12 protein-coding genes and 1 tRNA gene are annotated in these 17,993 nt (G+C 51.9%); 7 read left to right on the top strand and 6 right to left on the bottom strand.

What is annotated here, in order from left to right; all coding sequences use genetic code 11:
• Window positions 1-41 precede the first annotated feature (41 nt).
• Entirely contained in the window at window positions 42-584 is a 543-nt protein-coding gene (locus tag ACFQ14_RS00815) for a disulfide bond formation protein B (protein WP_377210796.1), read from the bottom strand.
• Window positions 584-1,228 carry an exopolysaccharide biosynthesis protein gene (locus tag ACFQ14_RS00820; protein ID WP_377210797.1) on the bottom strand — a complete coding sequence of 215 codons (645 nt, stop codon included), beginning with the start codon at window positions 1,226-1,228 and terminating at the stop codon, window positions 584-586. Before ACFQ14_RS00820 ends, ACFQ14_RS00815 begins: the two co-directional genes overlap by 1 nt.
• Before the next feature lie 212 nt (window positions 1,229-1,440).
• On the opposite strand from ACFQ14_RS00820, the gene ACFQ14_RS00825 reads away from it, so the two are divergent.
• From ACFQ14_RS00825 to ACFQ14_RS00845, 5 genes are all read left to right on the top strand, one after another.
• Window positions 1,441-1,525: transfer RNA gene (locus tag ACFQ14_RS00825), tRNA-Leu, on the top strand.
• A 164-nt stretch (window positions 1,526-1,689) separates the two neighbouring features.
• Window positions 1,690-2,874, top strand: a complete 1,185-nt coding sequence (locus tag ACFQ14_RS00830; protein WP_377210798.1) for a tyrosine-type recombinase/integrase — start codon at window positions 1,690-1,692, stop codon at window positions 2,872-2,874.
• Window positions 2,856-3,911 carry a hypothetical protein gene (locus ACFQ14_RS00835; RefSeq protein WP_377210799.1) on the top strand — a complete coding sequence of 352 codons (1,056 nt, stop codon included), beginning with the start codon at window positions 2,856-2,858 and terminating at the stop codon, window positions 3,909-3,911. Before ACFQ14_RS00830 ends, ACFQ14_RS00835 begins: the two co-directional genes overlap by 19 nt.
• A gap of 99 nt (window positions 3,912-4,010) precedes the next feature.
• Window positions 4,011-4,253 carry a helix-turn-helix transcriptional regulator gene (locus ACFQ14_RS00840; protein WP_377210800.1) on the top strand — a complete coding sequence of 81 codons (243 nt, stop codon included), beginning with the start codon at window positions 4,011-4,013 and terminating at the stop codon, window positions 4,251-4,253.
• Window positions 4,254-4,262: 9 nt separating this feature from the next.
• Window positions 4,263-6,944: a VapE domain-containing protein gene (locus ACFQ14_RS00845; RefSeq protein WP_377210801.1), complete on the top strand. Its 2,682-nt coding sequence runs from the start codon at window positions 4,263-4,265 to the stop codon at window positions 6,942-6,944.
• A 422-nt stretch (window positions 6,945-7,366) separates the two neighbouring features.
• Here ACFQ14_RS00845 and ACFQ14_RS00850 read toward each other — a convergent pair whose 3' ends face one another.
• Both ACFQ14_RS00850 and ACFQ14_RS00855 read right to left on the bottom strand, forming a co-directional pair.
• The gene (locus ACFQ14_RS00850; RefSeq protein ID WP_377210802.1) at window positions 7,367-10,066 is read right to left on the bottom strand and encodes a DEAD/DEAH box helicase family protein; all 2,700 of its coding nucleotides are present in this window, start codon (window positions 10,064-10,066) and stop codon (window positions 7,367-7,369) included.
• Window positions 10,063-12,024, bottom strand: a complete 1,962-nt coding sequence (locus tag ACFQ14_RS00855; RefSeq protein ID WP_377210803.1) for a DNA methyltransferase — start codon at window positions 12,022-12,024, stop codon at window positions 10,063-10,065. Before ACFQ14_RS00855 ends, ACFQ14_RS00850 begins: the two co-directional genes overlap by 4 nt.
• A 296-nt stretch (window positions 12,025-12,320) precedes the next feature.
• Between ACFQ14_RS00855 and ACFQ14_RS00860 the strand changes: the two genes are divergently transcribed.
• Together ACFQ14_RS00860 and ACFQ14_RS00865 are read left to right on the top strand one after the other, a co-directional pair.
• Complete coding sequence (locus tag ACFQ14_RS00860) at window positions 12,321-12,872, top strand: hypothetical protein (RefSeq protein ID WP_377210804.1); 552 nt, start codon at window positions 12,321-12,323, stop codon at window positions 12,870-12,872.
• Between the two features lie 38 nt (window positions 12,873-12,910).
• On the top strand, window positions 12,911-13,549 hold the full coding sequence (locus tag ACFQ14_RS00865; protein ID WP_377210805.1) for a hypothetical protein: 639 nt from the start codon (window positions 12,911-12,913) through the stop codon (window positions 13,547-13,549).
• Between the two features lie 162 nt (window positions 13,550-13,711).
• Here the strand turns inward: ACFQ14_RS00865 and ACFQ14_RS00870 are convergent, their stop codons facing one another.
• Complete coding sequence (locus ACFQ14_RS00870; protein ID WP_377210806.1) at window positions 13,712-13,843, bottom strand: hypothetical protein; 132 nt, start codon at window positions 13,841-13,843, stop codon at window positions 13,712-13,714.
• Window positions 13,844-13,881: 38 nt separating this feature from the next.
• The gene (locus ACFQ14_RS00875) at window positions 13,882-17,634 is read right to left on the bottom strand and encodes a calcium-binding protein (protein ID WP_377210807.1); all 3,753 of its coding nucleotides are present in this window, start codon (window positions 17,632-17,634) and stop codon (window positions 13,882-13,884) included.
• Window positions 17,635-17,993: the final 359 nt, after the last annotated feature.

The following is a 17,993-nucleotide window of genomic DNA, read 5'->3' on the forward strand; positions in this document are numbered from 1 at the left end:
CTTCGCTTGCGGCAGTGCGCCGCCAAGAATCTGCAGGAAAGTTAAACAGTTGCCTTGCCGAACGCGCCTTTGGCAGCGATGACGGCGAGGCCACATGCAGCGACCACGTTCCAGCCTGCAAACGATAGTCCCAGAAATCTGCCCGCGGCTTCATCGCAAGATGGTGGTTTGGAATTGACCAGTGAGTTGAGCAAATTGCCGGAGTCGCCTACTGCGCCCGTCATTCCAGCGGTGCATGATGCGGGGCCGGGCCACCAGCCCCATTCGATGCCAGCGTGATACGCACCGAGTGCCGCTGTCGCGAGCAAGCAGAAAAACGCGATCATCAACCCGCCGCGTACCACGCATGCGGGCCACTTCAGCAACGCGCCGATTGCACCCAATGCAAGAAGCGGGATGCCGAGGTAATATGGGTCGCGCTGTTCCAGACACAGCGCACAGGGCGCATAACCGCCGATATGTTCAAAAGCCAGTGCACTCCCGACAACGGCAGTCATGCCCACCAGCACGATCAACGCAATGCGGGTTTGCATCGGGCCTGATGTGTTGAGGAGTGAGCTTTGAGAATTTGGTGCTGCGGTCATTAAATGAGGTTCCGAACAAAATCGATCAAAAATGTGATGGCAGCTTGTCCGCCAATGATGAGTGCGGCGACCCAAATCAGGCCAACAATCAGCCCGAACAATATCAGCAGCCCGTCGCGCTCGATCAGACCAATGGCGGCAATCGCAACACCAAGGCCGGGCACCGTATTGGTGAGCGGCAATGGAACCAAGATTGACGCGCAGGGGATCAGCAGCAAAGCGCCAATGATGCGCAGACCCAGACCCTCACTTACCCAACCAACGCGCGGCCCTGCAACAATTTCAAAGCGCTTCAACCAAGGTCGGCCACGGGCTACAGTCTTCGCCAGTAGATTGATGGAAAACTCTCGCTTGCGCAGGCTTTCCGGCAGCCAAACCCGCGTGCGACCGATGGCCAACTGGCCGATCAAGAACAACATCGGAAGCGCCACAATTTGCGGCAGGCCATAGACGAAAGGCAGGCAGCAGGGCAGCGCCATCAGCAGCAGGATCACACCATATGCGCGGGATTCCAGCGTGTCCGTCAGCGCGCCCAACGATATCCGTGCCTCGGCGCCGTGTTTCACGACAAGGCGTGCCAGCACATCATCGAGCAACGCTGTCGTGCCCAATATCGGTTGGTCGTTGGTTTGCGTATAGGCCAAGTGGGCACTTTCAAACGTGATCGGACGATCTTACAGCGGTGTTTACCACGCTTGCCAAGTTGGGAAAGGTGAAAATGAAATGTGTCATAAAAGCTGGTAGCGGATTCCCGTCAAAGAATTTGCGACGGGAAACAATTTTTTTGGTCTTTTTGGTTGCCTGCAAGCCCTGCTTGACTATAGTCCGCCGCGTTCGACCATCGACACATAGGTTTGCCCCTCTGGCGGAATTGGTAGACGCGCGGGATTCAAAATCCCGTTCCGCAAGGAGTGCCGGTTCGATTCCGGCGGGGGGCACCATTTGCTTGTTCGGTAACGTCCGAGATCATCCTGAAAATCAGTTTAGACCCTTTAACTATAAGGGTTTACCGTCCGAAGAAGTTTTTCGGCATTCGCTTGCATCCGGAAAATTGTGGGGTAGTTTTGGGGGTAGTTTTTGCGTACCCCTACGAGCTTGCCTATCCATGCCTCTCACCGATGTTCAAATCAGAAACGCCAAACCAGCGCCCAAACCGTTCAAGATGTTCGATGGGAATGGCCTGTTCCTGCATGTGCAATCGTCTGGTTCCAAGTTATGGCGGATGAAATACCGCCATGCAGGGAAGAAGAAGCTGCTTTCTTTCGGACGTCACCCCATAGTCAGCCTTCGCGATGCAAGGGCAAAGCGGGATGAAGCGCTGGCGCTCATTTTCGACGGGCACGACCCAAGCCAAATCAAGCAAGACAACCAGCGCCAGAGGGAGCTTGAAGCAGCGAGCAGCTTTAGTGTCATTTGCGACGAATATCTCGACAAGCTCCACAAGGAAGGCAAGTCGCAGGCCACTCTCACAAAGATCAACTGGCTTATGGATATGGCCAAGGCCGCGTTTGGCAATCGTCCGATCACTGAAATCACAGCACGAGACATTCTGGTTCCGCTCAAGAAGATTGAAGCGGAAGGCAAACACGAGACCGCCACTCGCCTTCGCTCCACAATCGGAAGAGTGTTTCGCTATGCCGTGGCCACGGCACGCGCTGAAACGGACCCGACTTTTGCTCTTCAGGGAGCTCTGATCTCTCCTAAGGTGAAGAACCATGCGGCAATCGTGTCGGAGGGGGAGCTAGGCCAGTTGCTCCGCGACATCGACGCCTTCAACGGCTACAGAGTAACGGTGTTGGGCCTTAAACTACTCGCACTACTCTACCCGCGACCGGGAGAATTACGAAACGCGCGCTGGAATGAGTTCGACTTTGAAAAGCGTATCTGGTCCATTCCCGCCGAACGCACAAAAATGCGAAAACCGCATCAAGTGCCGTTACCAGCGCAAGCCATTGAATTGCTCAAAGAGCTGAAACAGTTTTCGCCGCACAACGATCTGGTTATGCCGTCGATCTCAAACTCGCAGAAACCAATTAGCGACAACACCATGAACCAAGCGCTTCGCCGCATGGGCTACACGAGCGAGCAAATGACCGCCCACGGTTTCAGAGCCACCTTCGCAACGTTGGCTAATGAGAGCGGCTTATGGAACCCCGACGCAATCGAAAGGGCGCTTGCCCATGTCGATAGCAACAGCGTCCGTCGCGTTTATTCACGGGGAGCTTATTGGGAAGAGCGGGTGAAAATGGCTGATTGGTGGGGTGACAAGCTATGTCAGCTAATCAAATAGAAAACTCAAAGTTCGTAAAAATCAATGCCACTTACTCCCTGCCAATCAGTAAGTGCGGGTCCATCGAAATTTTGGACGAAGAAGCCTTAGACCGCATTCTGGCTGCACCTTATGAGATTGAGAAAAATAAGCGCAGCCGACCATCGATCAGTCCTGAAGGCCTTTCCCGCATTCGCGTAGTGCTGAATGAAATGGTGCGAATGGCGGTTGCGGCTTCGCTAACAGGCTTTTTGCTGAAAGAAGAGTTGGAAGACCTTCAAAAGAAGGCGAGGAAGGCAGATCGTTTGACAGAATGGATGTCTTCCTACGTAGAGGACTTACAATTCAATTTCGAATGGCAGCATTGCCCAAATCACAGCGACCGAGATTACCATGAAGGTTTCAGCGCGATACGAGCTGCCATCAAAAATGATCGCCAGTTGTTGAAAAGACAAGCTAATCTACTTCTTACCGGCGCGAAAAGTTTAGAGGCCCTCCACACGGCTTCATCCAAATTCGCATCATTGGTTTTTCCACCCCCCATTGGTTCAATTACAGATTGCAACTTCGGAGCGAGGCTAGTCGAGTTTTTGAATTGGATTGAATATGAATTGTCGGCTTATGAAGCAGCGGAGAGAAATCCGCGCGGTCCCAAACCAAAGCACTATCTTCGGCAATTATATCGCGAACTCTCAGGCCTTTTAGCTGTTATCGAACAGCGCCCGCGCGAAACGACTCAAGCGCTCATAGACGGAGAAAATGAGTGGCCGCGTATTCGAAGAGACCATAACTTGCTGGAGCTTCGGAATTTTGGCAGTCCGCTAAAACGCATGATTTATCAGACCCATCGTGAGGTTTTCGCAAAAATTGCAACTCTGAAGCTCTCGCCTAAACCTGAGCCCATGAAATTGCGGAGCCTTTGGACCACACCAACCGACAGCGACCTTGATAAGACAATTCCTACGTGGATTAACACGGTGTTTCGCGATGGTAGGCCTCTGCCGTTACGTGAAGGCCATGCTGAAGTAGTGTCTCTCAGGCTTGGCCTGCTCGGTTAGTGCAAAAATGGATCAAATAGCTCCGTAAAAACAACTTCGGCCATTTTGTATCTCTCCAGCATCACTTCGCTTCTAAGCGAACAATGCAGGAGACTAATCATGTCAAAAAAACCCCATAAATCCAAAGACTATTGGGTAGAAATTCCACCAGTCGCACCGTTGTTGCGTCCAAATGAGGTCCTTGAGCTTACTGGCTTGTCACGGACGACGCTCTACAGCCTAATCGCTGCCGGAAACTTCCCCCCATTCATGATAATTGGGCAACGAGCAAGCGCAATGCCAAAGGTGTGGCTGGACGCCTATGTCCAGCATCAAGCCGCACTCATAAATAACGATAAGTGAGTTAGGCAAATGGAAAACGTTATTATTCGCTACTCCGAAGGCCACGATAATCTTGGAAAGGTTAAGAACGTCGAGAAATCGTGGGGCGACTTCAAGAAAATGCTATCCCAGCCTGCTCGCACAAAAGAAAGTTATGTGGATTATATTAGGCTTTCGGTCGCCGAAAAGCTCAAACTAAAGCAGGCCAGCGGCTTCTTTTGCGGGGCGTTCTGCAAGAACGGATCGCGTCGTAAGGAGAACGTCGGCGACCGAGTAATTCTGACGCTCGATCTCGACGAAAACGCCAAAGCAGTGCTTGATTCCTATCAGAATGGCACCAATCAAATCTGCCAAGCCGAAAGCTTCATCCAGACAACTCGTTCTCACTCGCCCGATCATCCAAAGTTCCGCATGGTGATTCTGCTCGACCGGTCCATCGACAAAGAAGAACACCAAGCCCTCTCGCGCATCGTGGCGCATAAGGTTGACCCGTCTATGCGCTCGATTGACCCTGTGTCTCATCGAATGGCGCAAATGATGTTCAAGCCCACTGCCACCCGCGATGGCGAGTTCATCTTTCACGAGTGCCGCACAGGAAAGGCGCTGAATGTCGATAAGGTGTTTGCCGCATTCAAGAGGAAGTCCGGCGACTGGCGCGACGTGTCCCTGTTGCCGAAGAATCCCGAACACGAAGACATGCTCCGTGATACGATGGAGAAAGCGGAAGACCCGTGGGCCAAGGACGGCCCCGTCGGCACGTTCTGCCGCGCGTGGCCAATCGAAGACCTCATCGCAGAGCATCTGGCTGAATTCTACTACGCCGTTGATGACGATACCGGGTCAGAGCCTCGTTACACCCCTGTCGGATCATCCGGGGCGGCTGGCGTGGTCGTCTACGAAGACGGTCGTTTCATCTACAGCAACCACACGACCGACCCCATCGCCGGGATGAACGTGAACGCATGGGACTTATACCGTCTTTGCAAGTTCGCCGATCTAGACGACGGCGTAGACAACCGGACCAGCGTGGGCAATCTGCCTTCATCCAAAGCGATGCTCAAGTTCGTTCAAGGCGAACCGAGATACCGACAGCAAGCTATCGACGAAAAATATGATTTTGACGAAGAACTCGACAACGCTTTCTCGGACGAGGATGTCGCCGACGCTGAATTCACCAATGACGAAAGCGAGCGAAAACTCTCCAACTCACCAACCAGCGCTACAGAGCCGCAACAAGACCAATCCATTTTTAATCCGCGCTGGTTCCAAGAAGACATAGAGTTCGACGCGCAAAGCAAAATTAAAAACACGCTGCCAAACACATGGCGTATTTTGGCTAACGATAATCGGACCCGGGGCAAGTTGGCTCTCAACGAATTTACTGGTCAGCCGGTGGTTCGTGATACCATTGATCCCAAGATCGACGGCGTTGCCAAGTTCCATTGCCTCGACAAGATGAATGGAACGATGCTTACTGACAAATTTGATGCGATGCTGCGTTGCATATTGTCCGAGGCAATCAAGAAACCCAAATACGCAATGAACCCTCGGCAGCTTGATCTGAAAGAGGCCGTAATGACGGTCGCTGAATACAAGAAATTTCACCCAATTCGTGACCTGCTCAATTCGCTTACTTGGGACGGCGTAGAGCGCCTTAAGACTGTGTTGCACCGCTACATGGGGACACCAGATGACGCCTATCATCGCGAAGTGTTCATGATTTGGCTGGTAGCCCTAGTAGTGCGGCAGTTCGAACCGGGTGCAAAATTCGACCAAATGATCGTCCTTGAAGGGGTTGAAGGCGGCGAGCGTAAATCCACTTTTTGCGAAAAACTAGCGCTCGACAAATACCATGTTGATGTGAACTGTGACCTTTCCGACTCGGCTAAAGTTGTCGAAAAGATCGCCGGGTGCATGGTTGGCGAATTTGCGGAAATGAAGTCGCACAATAAGACCGACTCAGAGACCATTAAGTCGATGCTGTCTCGAAATGTAGAGCAAGTGCGTCTTGCCTACGCAAAGCGCCCGGAGACCTATCTACGGCAAACGGTGTTCATCGGCACAACTAATAAGACTGCTTACCTCAAAGACCCGTCAGGCGCTCGTCGCTATTGGCCTGTGCGCGTAATGAAAACGAGAGACGATCCTATCGACACCGAAGCGTTCGAAGAGGAATACCCGCAGCTACTCGCGGAAGCCGTTCATCTCTATCGCGAAAAGCGAAGGGCGAAACCGACGGGCAGTCTCCGTCTTGACTTGCAATCTGAGGAAGCGCGTGCCGAACAACGGCTCAAAGTTAAAATCGCCGACCAAGAGACGCCGGAAAAAGTGCTAGCTGGTCAAATTGACGAGTGGATGCTCACGCCAACCACCAAAGCCAATATCTTGGGCGGTGAGGAAAACTTCGCCGACGAGGATGACGAGACGCAGTGCCTACGCATCCGCACATGCGGAAAAGAAATCGCAGTGGAGGTCATGGAGAAATCCAATATGACATTGCTTGACAGCTACCAAATCTCAGCAGCGGTAGAACTCTGCAAAACGCTACGGCAAACTGGTGTCCAGAAACGATTCCCAAAGGGGTATGGAAAGCAGCGCGAATATCTATTCGCAATTGATACGCCCACTCCAAAAGAAATGGCTCTTGGCTATAGGGAGATAACGGATAGCAATTCCGCCGTTCCGCTTGGCGTTCCGCATAACGAGGACTGAAATCAAACCGATTATCACGCTAGTGGAACGAGAACAGGATTTGATCAATTTTTTTGGAATTTGAGGAATCGGAGACCAGTGACTGATATGTTGTCATTTCACCTGCTTACCCACCCCCACTATTTTGAAAAATATGTTATCTCGTTCCAAGGGATAAAATAATTGATTAAAATCAATGCTTTGAATTTGGAACGAGTGTCCACTGGTCTTGTTCTTTCTGTTCCAAGCGCAACAAGTTCAAATGCGCTTCGAGAAACACCCCTTTTGAACTTGTTAGCGCTTGTCGGGCGCTAGGGCCATAAAACAAAAATGTTGATGCCGGAAAAAGCCAAAAAATTGTTTTCGGTAGGGGCTCAGCGCACCCCCCGTCTTCGTAAATACCCAACAAGGACCCGAAGCGAAGCACGACTTCGGTGTGTCACCTAGCTTGAGACAGGGGCACCCAGAGCCTCTTGCTCGAATGCCTCTTTGAAGTCTGTGTTGGTTGGTCCTTCTTCATTAAAGAACGGCAGCCCGAAGACCTCATAGTCCCTGCCTTGAAAGACGGTTTCCAATCTCGCTTCAGCGCGCACATTTGCGAGAAAGCCTTGCTTCCAGTCATCCTGCGGTCGCAACTGGTCGCCCTTCGGTTCAATGAAGAGTTGCAAAATTGTGCTGGCCTCCTCTCCCTGCTTGCGGAGGAAGAGAACGAAGTCCGGTTCAAATGCCCTGCCTGTCTCGAAGTCGAAGAGCTTCAGCGCTTTCTCGTTGCGAACGAGATAAAAGGCGTCATAAACCTCATGCAAGCGCGCCGCCTGATCGTTCACGAATTTGATGAAGTGCTTTTCCTGATCGGTGCCATAGCTTTCCTCATAGACGTGCCAGTCCTTCGCACTTAGGTCGATCTGATCTGTTCCCGGCACATTGCTTTCGTCCCATCGTCGCCCCGTCTCGCCTTGGATGCCTAACTTCAATGTCTTGTCTGTGAAGCGGTCGCTGATCTTGTAGGGTTTGAAGTCTTTGGTGCCGATGTATTCGACATTCTCCTGTTTCACCCCGCTTTCAATTTGCCCCAAAACGTAGTGTGCGATGTCCAGTTTTTGTCGTGCGGTCAGGGTGTCTAAGTCCTCAGGCAACCCCTGCACGCTGACCCTCACGTTTCCAAGGTAATGTTCCGAGGTGATAAATTCGCCAGCGCTGGTAAGCCGTGGAAAATTAGAGTGCAGATTGACGAAATGGAAAAACTCATTGGCGTCCATCGCGAAGCCTATGATTGCTCTTCCAAAATCGGCAAGTTTGAAATCTCGTGAAATAGGCGCTTTTGCACTGGGAGTGAGCTTCAGTGCTCCGCCTCCAAAAGCGGCTGCTTCGGTCACGCGGCCTGTCATCAAAGTTGGATAGGTGAAAGAGCTTTCAATCTTGTAGGCGTCCAACCCAGCAACGTCGTCGCGGGGGTTCTTAATTCGGTCATTCACCCAAACATGGTCATCGCGATACAGGGCGGTTTGCTTAAAGCTGTCTTTGAGACGCAAATGCACGATGCGCGCTGACTCATCCAGCATTCCAGTTTCTCGCAACGCGTTGCGAATATCCTGAATGTAACGCGGATTGTGGGAGCAGTGGTAATGCAGCTCTTCCAGAATTCGTAGGGGGTGATCTGCATCGCTATCGTATTTGCGCTTCTCTGCCACAAGCTCTGCATTATCGGGATCGTCGAAGGCGTAGTAGCGGGTTCCGCGATTGATCGCGTCTACGTCTTTTTTGACGCTGGGCGGGATGAAGGGAAAGTAGCGCGCGCCACGGCCAATCAACTGAGCCTCGGCCATTGTGGTCTTACCCACTTTGTTGGCCTTGCCATCTCGCGTGTCATACAAACGCACGATGTCGAAAAGGTTGAGAACATCCCAGCCTTCATTCAATTTATCGACTGCGAAAATTACCCGTATCTCGTTGCCCCGATCCTCAAGGGCGTTCAATTCGATCTGCCTATTTTCCAAGTCTTTGGGATTGTTGACGTTCACTACCTTCTCGGGCGCGAAATCGACACGCAGCTCACGCGCAAAATCCGCCCCGCTCATGGCCCGTTCGTCCATGATGAACGTGAACGCGCGGGATAGCGTCGTATCGTCCTGAGACGCCTTTCTCAGCGCTTCCACTGCCTCCCCATTCACGGCCTCCACCATAGCGATAAAGGCTGCTTCGTTATCGGCACTTTCTTTAATCGTTTTTGACTTCATCAAAATGACTGGCTTGCAGTGCAGCCCGTGCGCCTCAGCGACCTTGCGGCGATATTGACTTAGGACCACCGCCTGCATCATGCGCTCAGATGGCGGCAAGTCTGCTTGCCTCAATTCAATGTCTTTGGAATAGCCATCTTCTCTAAATTCGCGCAGTGAATAATCGTAGAGAATCTTGTCGTGATACTTGTCACGAATGGCCTCGTGGCTCAGGTCTACCGTTGCCGTGAATTCAAGCAGCATGTTCTCGGGGTGCTGCTTGAATATCTCCGATACCGTGCTTTCCCAGCTGGCCTTATCCTCAGCTTCACCCTTGGTCAGTGTTTTCTTGGTCTCTGCGTTGAGGTGGTGCGCTTCGTCCGAAATCATGACCACTTTGTAGTCGCGAAAATCTTCGATTGTGACCGAATTCTCTTTGGGTGCCTGCATTCTCGTGTGCAGACCTTGGATCGTCGTGAAATGGATGTTGATAGACTCATCATTCGCCCCATCGAAGGTCTCAACCGCACGGATATCAACTAGCTTGTCATCAATTCGCAAAGCGGACGCGAAGAGATGTTTGGCTGAAGCTGGATTCAGGAAATTATCTTTGGTCTTTTCGATGATTTGGGCAGAGTTCACGAAGAACAAGAAATTGCGATAGCCACGCCGGTAAAGGTCAAGGATGAGACCGGCCATCAACACGGTTTTGCCGCTACCTGTCGCCATGTGGAACAGCAGGTGCGGGTTTGTGGGCCGTTGCGGGAAGTCGTCGATGTAATAGAGCCACCGCTCAATCGCTGTCGTCTGATACGGCCTGAGTTCGATCTGCTTGGCGAGGTTGTCTGTAACGTGTTCAGGAATAGTCTTCTTGAGCAAACCAAGTTCGACTGCCCCGTTCAGCTTTTCATTGAGGGTTTGGCTCATTTGCCTAACCCATAGAAGGAGCGTGTTGCGGTGATGTCCTCTTCCGAGATGTCGAAATCCGCATCATCAAGTGAGCCGAGATTGACGTAGAGGTGGTTTGCGTCAAGGCAGTCCATCAATACGCGCTTGGCGTCGTCTAACGGGAGGGCGGCAAAGTCGTCGGTTTCGAAGCTGCTCAGGTCTACGTCATAGCGCAGATAGCCGGTGGCTTGGATGTCGGCATGGATGGTTTGCAGCGTGGCGATGTCCTGCGCCGCTTCGATCCGGTCCGCGAAGGAAGAGTTGGACGCCGCGAGTTCGGCATAGACAAACGAGCCGCCGCCTTGCCACTCGACTTGCTCTGAAATACCGGTGGCATCTCCTGCGATTACGTTCGTCAATCGCGGCATTGGCAACCCAGTTATATAGTCAAGTTGCTCGGTTGTGATCCATCGTCGGCCCATCTTGTGCGCTACGGCGGCGGTGGTGCCGGAACCTGCAAAACTGTCCAGTACCAAGTCACCTTTAACCGTTAGGTGGTCCAAGAGAAAGCGCACTAGCGCTTCTGGTTTTTTCCCACTGCGAAGTTCAACACCGCCCTCGCCCCGGCAGTTACCAAAGCTACCAGCCATGTCTTTGAAGTTCTCAATCGGAGTGGTCGATGTTGCGTCTGCGTTTTCCAACTGATCGCTTGGCACGCCCTGAAAATACTTGCCCTTCGTCGCGCCATCGCGCTTTGGCCCTGTAAAGTAGCGATAATCATGGTCATCGGAACCAATATCGAAGACCTTGTAAACCGCTCCCAGACCATCTTGGGCAGATCGGCCTTGCAGGTAGTCTCTGAAGAACCGCCCAGATGAGTTGCCATCCAGAATACTGCCGGTGGCCCAAATCTCTTTGCGTCCATCCTCTGATGGACTTCCCTTCTTTAGCTGGATTTCATTGGGTGAGAACTTAATCACTCTCTTTCCACCAAGTTCCATTTCAGTCCCGCCCGCCTTTTCAGCAAAGTACCAGACATATTTTTCAAGGTCTTTTTGCTTCGTGGGCAGGATCGGTTTTGCAACTTCAGTCCTGCGGTAAAGATGAACCATCTCAATTTGTTTGTGGAAATCCATGTCTTGAGTAAGTGTCTTGTCTGCATATCGAACCTGCACATAAAGCGTGCTTAGATAGTTCTCAGCGCCAAACACCTCGTCCATTAAAACGCGAAGATAGTGGCCTTCATTGTCATCCGCCTGACAGCAAAAGAACCCATCTCGGCTAAGCAAATCCCGCGCCACTTCAAGCCGGTTCCGCATAAACGTCAGCCAAGCCGAATGATTGAACCGGTCGTTGTACCGAAACCCGTCATTGCCGGTGTTATAGGGCGGGTCAATATAGATCAGCTTCACCTCGCCCGCATAGCGCGCTTTCAGCGAGTGCAGTGCCAGCAGGTTGTTGCCCTTGATAAGCAGGTTGTCATACTCCGACACCTCGCCCACGGGCTTGGCCTTGCCTGCCAACACGGCCTCGCCATCCCAGCGTTCCCAGCCGGTCAGAACCTTGGGTTCAAATAGCCGCGTGATGTCGTCGGGGGCTAGTGTAGTGTTCCAAAACACCTCATTGCGGCCCCGGTCCTCTTTCGTCATGCCGCCTTCGAGCACGCAATCCTTGTAGGGCCACGCCAGCACCACGTCGCGCGACTGGCTTATGTAATCGCCACGCCCATCAGTGAGGCCAATGCGGTTCTTGAAGGTCGTATAGCTATCCGGGAGGAAAGCCTTGTTGGACACGAATTCCTGAAACTTCACCTTGTCAAAAACGAGCGCCCCTGCCACCGGCGTAAAGAAATGGTCTTTAATCGTGTCGGACTGCATCAATAGTTCCAAGAGCCGCACATCCATATTCAGCGCCGCTTCGATCACCGCATTCTTGAGAATCGCCCCGTCCGAAATGAACGCCTGCTCAGCCTGAAGAAGCTCCGTTAGGTCACTCAATAAATTCTGCACCAAGCTGTCTCCCCACTGTGCGCTCAGACAAGCTTTGCCTCAGAGGTCCGAGAAAATCCAGAACAATTAAACTGGGAACTGCAGAGAGGGAAATTCTCAAAATTATTGGTCCATGACCTTTATTGGCATGAATTGAGAAGTTGGCCGGAATTCTAATCCTCGTACTATTGATCGAAGATCAGTAATTCTTGGTCAAATATCTTGTAGAAAAGGGCGCACCTTGCAAAAATCCTGAAATAGTTGTGCGATGTAAGCCTAGCGACGCGGTAAGGAGGAAACCATCAGTGCATTGGATGAAAGTCGTTTTTTTGGCACTGCTTATGGGCTTCAGCAGTCACGCCTATAGCCGGAATCTTCCCGTTGAAATCTATTTGGTGAATGAGCGCGACCTTTGCTCCGCTGACCCGTTCAAAGACTGCAAGAAGCTGAACAAAAAAAATTTCGAAAGCGTGCTTGAGCAAGTGTTGGAAAATTCGCAAGAGAGGATTTCATTGCAGGTTCTACCTCGAAAAGTTTCGACAGGAGACCCGGAATCCGTACGTTCCTTCTTCACCTCCGTTAGGGCATACAACCGGCGGATTAGCTCGAAGGAATTTGAAGGGTCGAATTACCGAGCGGCGCTCTTTGTTTTCGACCTTAGCAATTACTCTGCAGGGCGCGTCGCTATTAGTCGAAAAGCGCAAATTGAAGGCGGCAACGCCCCGCCGGTGGTGACACGTAATCCCGGCAGGCGCTTTGTGCATTGGTACAACGCGCACTTCTTGGACCCGGGAAACAAAGCACTGTTCACCTTCGAAATAGACGGTGAGAAGTTTGATTTTAGGTTTGTCAGGTGAATAGAGAGTGGTTTCGGCAGCAATTTGTTGAGAAAATCGTGCTCGGCGCGATGGCTGGGGCAGTGCTGATTCTGGTCAGCTACCAACACAGCACAATCCAAAACCGAAACGCCACAATTCTTAGTCAGTCGAACACTAGCGTTGAATTTTACGAGCGCCAATTCGAGAAGGCGTCTGAGGCGGTCCAAAAGGCGATTTTTTTGCTGCGGTTCTGGGATGCTGAACCGCTTAATACCGAGCAGGATAAGAAGACTAACCGGGCAGACGCCAAGCGCTTAATTATCGAAGTGAGTTCGAATTTCTTTGTTCACACCTCCGGATTTGAAGAGTCTGAATTGAGGAACGCCTTGAACAAGTGTCGATCCGTATTCTCCAATAGGCTCACTCCAGATTTGGTTTCCGACTTCGCTTCAGGCTCCAAAAATCCGGAAGAGGTCATTAACGCTTTGCAGGATTGTCATGCGGAGGCTGTGAGGAAAGTTGGTGGGTTTGTCGCTGACAAAGTTGGCGACAAGGTTTACTCTTTGGAGAAAGATCAGAGAGTTACGATCTTGGGCTTCGGAGTCGATCACTCGGTCATTTGGATTTTGGGTTTTCTATCCGCTGTTGGCGTTTTCTTCGCTTATCTGTATTGGACTTCTAGAGAAAGCGATGTGCCGACACGTTCGGAAAATTGACTCCCGTATACCCTTGTTTCTTCGTTCGCGCAGACGAATTGGGGTAGAAATGGGGGTATAGCTGTCTTCTGGAAAATGAGAAAGTCGATTATTCAATGACTTGATCTGCATTCCAGATTCCGGCGGGGGGCACCAGTATCATGTGTTATGGTGTCTGCAAATCTAGGGGAAAATCAGGCCAAGCGGGGTTAGCCATGCGAATTCACTGGCAGATGCAGTGACGATGGTTGTGATTGTTGGATTGAGGGAATCTGTCGGATGATCAAGCTCTGAGTAAGATGTGATGACAGCCATTTTAAATGGCCCAAGGAGTTAGAGAAAACCGCAAACCATCAGTAGAACAGGAAGTCCGAGGCATCGAGCGTAACGTTTGAACCACCAGCGCCGTTGATTGTTATGGAATTTGTCGGATCGCTGTCGAGTGTCAGCGTAACGGTGCTTGTGCCGTTGTTGGAGACGGAGAAGTCGGAAAGTGCGGTTCCAACACCGTTTCCTGTTCCGCTTCCACCCCAGATTTTGAAGTAATCCAATCCATCTTCAAAATCGGTGATCGTGTCTTGCCCGAAATCAGCGAGAACGTAGAGAAACTGGTCGCGATCATCCCCGCCCGTCATCGTGTCGTTTCCGCGCCCCCCTTGCAGAGTATCGCGACCACCGAGGCCTGACAAAACATCCGCGTCATCGCCCCCGCTCAGCGTGTCCACGCTGGCGCCGCCGACCAGCGTGTCGTTGCCGCCAAAACCGTAGAATTTGGCCCGCGCTGCACCTGTAGTCATCTGATCGGCTGCCGTTGATGAGCCGAAGAATTTTTCAATGGAGGCGAACGTGTCACCATACGCATCGTAGAAATGTATGTTGTTGATGAAGTCGATGCCGATGCCGAAGATGGACTTCTGGGCATCGAAAATATCTTCCCCGGAACCGCCGGAGAAAGTGTCTGCGCCACCCTGATCGATAACAAATCGGTCAACGCCGGCATTCCCGTCAAGGCGGTTGTCTAGCTCATTGCCTTTGGCGGTGTGGTCGCCGGCATCGAGGAACGTAAGCCGTTCGGTGTTGGCTGCCAATTTCCACATATCCAATCCGTCCACATAGACCCGGTCGTAGCCCAGGTCGGCGGATTCGAATGTCTTATCGTCTGCATTATCGACCCAATATTCGTCGTTCCCATCGCCGCCATACATAATGTCGGCACCGAATCCTCCATCCAGATCGTCGTGTCCGTCGCGGCCAAACAGCGTGTTTGCGCCGCCACTTCCGATCAAGTGATCGTCATGGTCGGACCCGCGCAGGTTTTCGATGAAGAGATAAGTGTCACCCGCCGCATCACCGGTGTTGAGCGCACGGTTTGCAAGACTGGCAACCACGCCCTCGCTTGCGGTCACATAGGAGGCGGTATCAGTGTCTCCTCCGCCGTTCAAAATATCGCCACCCTTGCCGCCGATCAAAGTGTCGTCGCCGATGCCGCCCACCAGATTGTCAGCGCCATCAAAGCCGTCAAGAAGGTTATTTTGATCGTCGCCGATCAGCATGTCTTCGCCGCTGGTGCCGATGATCTTTTCAATCCCCGAGATCGTATCGTTCTCGGCAGCGTTTCCGGTAACACCACCACTAGTCGTGCCCGCATCCAAATTGATTTTCACGCCGATGGAAAAGGCTGAATAGTCGACCAGATCGACCCCGTCACCGCCTTCGAAAGTATTGGCACCGGTGCCCGCGATTAGAACGTCATCGCCAAGGCCACCGCGCACGATATCATCGCCGCCGCCATCGGAAATCGTGTCATTGCCCGAACCACCAACCAGCAGATTGTCTACCGAATTGCCGGTGATCGTGTCGTCATAGGCCGTGCCACGAATGTTCTCAATCTCGATGAAGTTGACCATCAGATTGCCATTGAGCTTGGCCGATCCAGCGGCGAGAAGGGAGCCGCCCGTTAGCGTGAACCCGTAGTCGCGATCGCTGGAGACATCCCCATCCGCCAATTCGATGGTCGAGAAATCGGCGTTGTCGATGCCGCTAAAACCATTGAATGTATCGGCAATGGCAGAAAGTGCGAAAGAACCGCCTGCGAAAGCGACGAACGTGTCGTCGCCGCCCATGCCGTTGAAAATATTCTTGTCCAAATCTGCGATGAACGTTTCGTCGAATGAAGAGCCTGTAACGTTTTCAATGTTGTTGAGATTCACGAAGTGATTGACGATGGAATCGACCGCTTCGAAGGTCTCGTTTTGTAGGTCATACGTCCGTGACCAATCACCTGTCGCAGCGCCCCAGTTTACCTGGCTGAAATCTACGGTGTCCGCGCCAGTGCCGCCGTCGAAATTGTCACGGCCCAGTGAAGCAATGATCGTGTCATCGCCACCGCCCGTGCTGACGGTGTTGGCAATAATGGCTGAACCTTCATCGGTGTTGACCACATCGTCACCAGCACCGGTGATGACGTTTTCGATATTCAGCAAGGTCTCAACGGTAGAACCCGCTGTTGCAGTCTCAGCCGCCAGATCGATGGTCCAATCGGATTGAGAATAACTGAAATCCGCCGTGTCAGAACCGGCACCGCCGTCAAAATAGTCCACGCCGGTGCCGCCGATGAGGTGGTCGTCACCGCCCAGCCCGTAAAGTTCGTCATTGCCGCCAAGGCCTTCAAGCCGCGAACCGTCCACTGCTGCGGTGAGGACATCGTCTCCATCGGTCCCTGTGAAAATGCTGTCACCAACATCATAAATTGCGTAGCGAACGCCGAAATTGTTGCCTCCGGAACCCGAAATGGATGCCGTGACAAGGACCCGGCCATTATCCAGGGTTTCCAAATCAATGTCCCAGAAATAGCTTCCTTGAGAATTGGGAAACGTAATTACGGACCCTACCTTTTCGGCCTCCGCATCAAACCGCAGCAGCTTGACATCCCGGTCGCCGTTTTGGTCTTCATTGATCCAGGCAACCAAAAACCCTCCATCGTGAAGAGCGGCGATTTGAGGTTTGTAATTGTCACCCTCATCTTCGACTGTGAAGTCGATTTTCACGCCCGCAACATCGTTGCGCAAAGTTCCCTCAATGATGGTGTCGTAGCTGAGGAAGTTGCCGTAGTTCTCCCAAACGGCTGCATAGCTGGCGTTGCGAGCAACCCCTTCATAGGAGGCGTTCTCAGCATCCCAAAGCGCTGCAATATCGGGATTCATTTCGAATTCGATATCACTTAGAGGCGTGTACCAGTTAAAATCACCGCCGCTTTCATACTCAATCAGATATCGGACGCTCGTATTGTCCAGACCAACAGAAGCAAAAGCGTGGCTAAAGTTTCCATCGCCATAATGCTCAAAACCAGTGGCCGACACAGTTCCTCGCCCGTTCTTTAGCGTATCGGAAGCGAGGCTAACGGGTACGATCTCTGGCTCACCAGGGAGGTGATCAAATCTTGAAGGATACCATGAACCTTCCGTTCCTCCCCAAATGTACGAAGTTTCGACTGAATCACCGAAAAACCCTTGCCAAACGCCAGACGAAAAATCGTTATTTGAGCCGAACCCAATGGCCGGAGGGCCGAGATCTGTTTCCACCCGAACCACGGAAACATACTCGTGGTCCAGACTCGTATACCCGGCGAATTGAGTGATGGTTATAGGTTTTTTGTAGAAAACTTCTTCATCGTTCCAAATGTCTTCAAACCCATATTTCTGGTCAGACATTCTCGTGCCAGTTGAATCGAACTGAGCAACACGGACGTCTTCACCACCCGGTATCGGACTTGTGTCGGTGATGTAGGCAATCATGAATCCGCCGTCGTTGCGCGGCGCAATTTCGGGATCCTCATAATCAAGGGGCGGGGCTGGACTTGAGCCTATATGGCCGGCAATTTGAAACTCGCCTCCAATCGACTCACCAATTGGGTTGAAAATTTCACCCCAAATTTCTGTCCGGCTGTCTCCCGTAACATCTTCAAAGATGTTGGTTTCCCAAACCACCAGAAAATTGCCGTTCGAAAGGCCGATGCCTTGCGCATCTTTCTGATCGTTGCCGCCGGGGCCGCTGAGCGTGTAATTGGGGCTTGTGCGACCAAGCCAGATTGTTGGTGTCGTGGTCATGGCGAATTCCTAACTTGTTAGGTCAGAAGCGCAGGTGTTTTCACCCTTCGTCCTTCATTGGTTGTGGTTGCCGCCCCAGTTAAATTTTTGTCGACTGTAAAGTCTTATCGCTATTGCGGAAGCCAATGCAGTTCTCTCTCCGTTCGTTGGACTAAGAGTTACTATTGGCAGGCTCCAGCATCCAATGCAGTCGCGTGTTGCTGGCCATTATAGGCAATAGTCTGGGAGTGAAATGTGAGATTTCGCACAAACAGTTCAGGATGCGTTGGACTTCCCAGTTGGCACTGGATCCATTGTCCATTTGAACCAAGGGGCGACCATGAATTAACATTCAACCCGTACCAGTCAGATGTTGCCGA

The organism is Pseudahrensia aquimaris, from assembly GCF_042676045.1.
Lineage (GTDB): Bacteria > Pseudomonadota > Alphaproteobacteria > Rhizobiales > Rhizobiaceae > Pseudahrensia > Pseudahrensia aquimaris.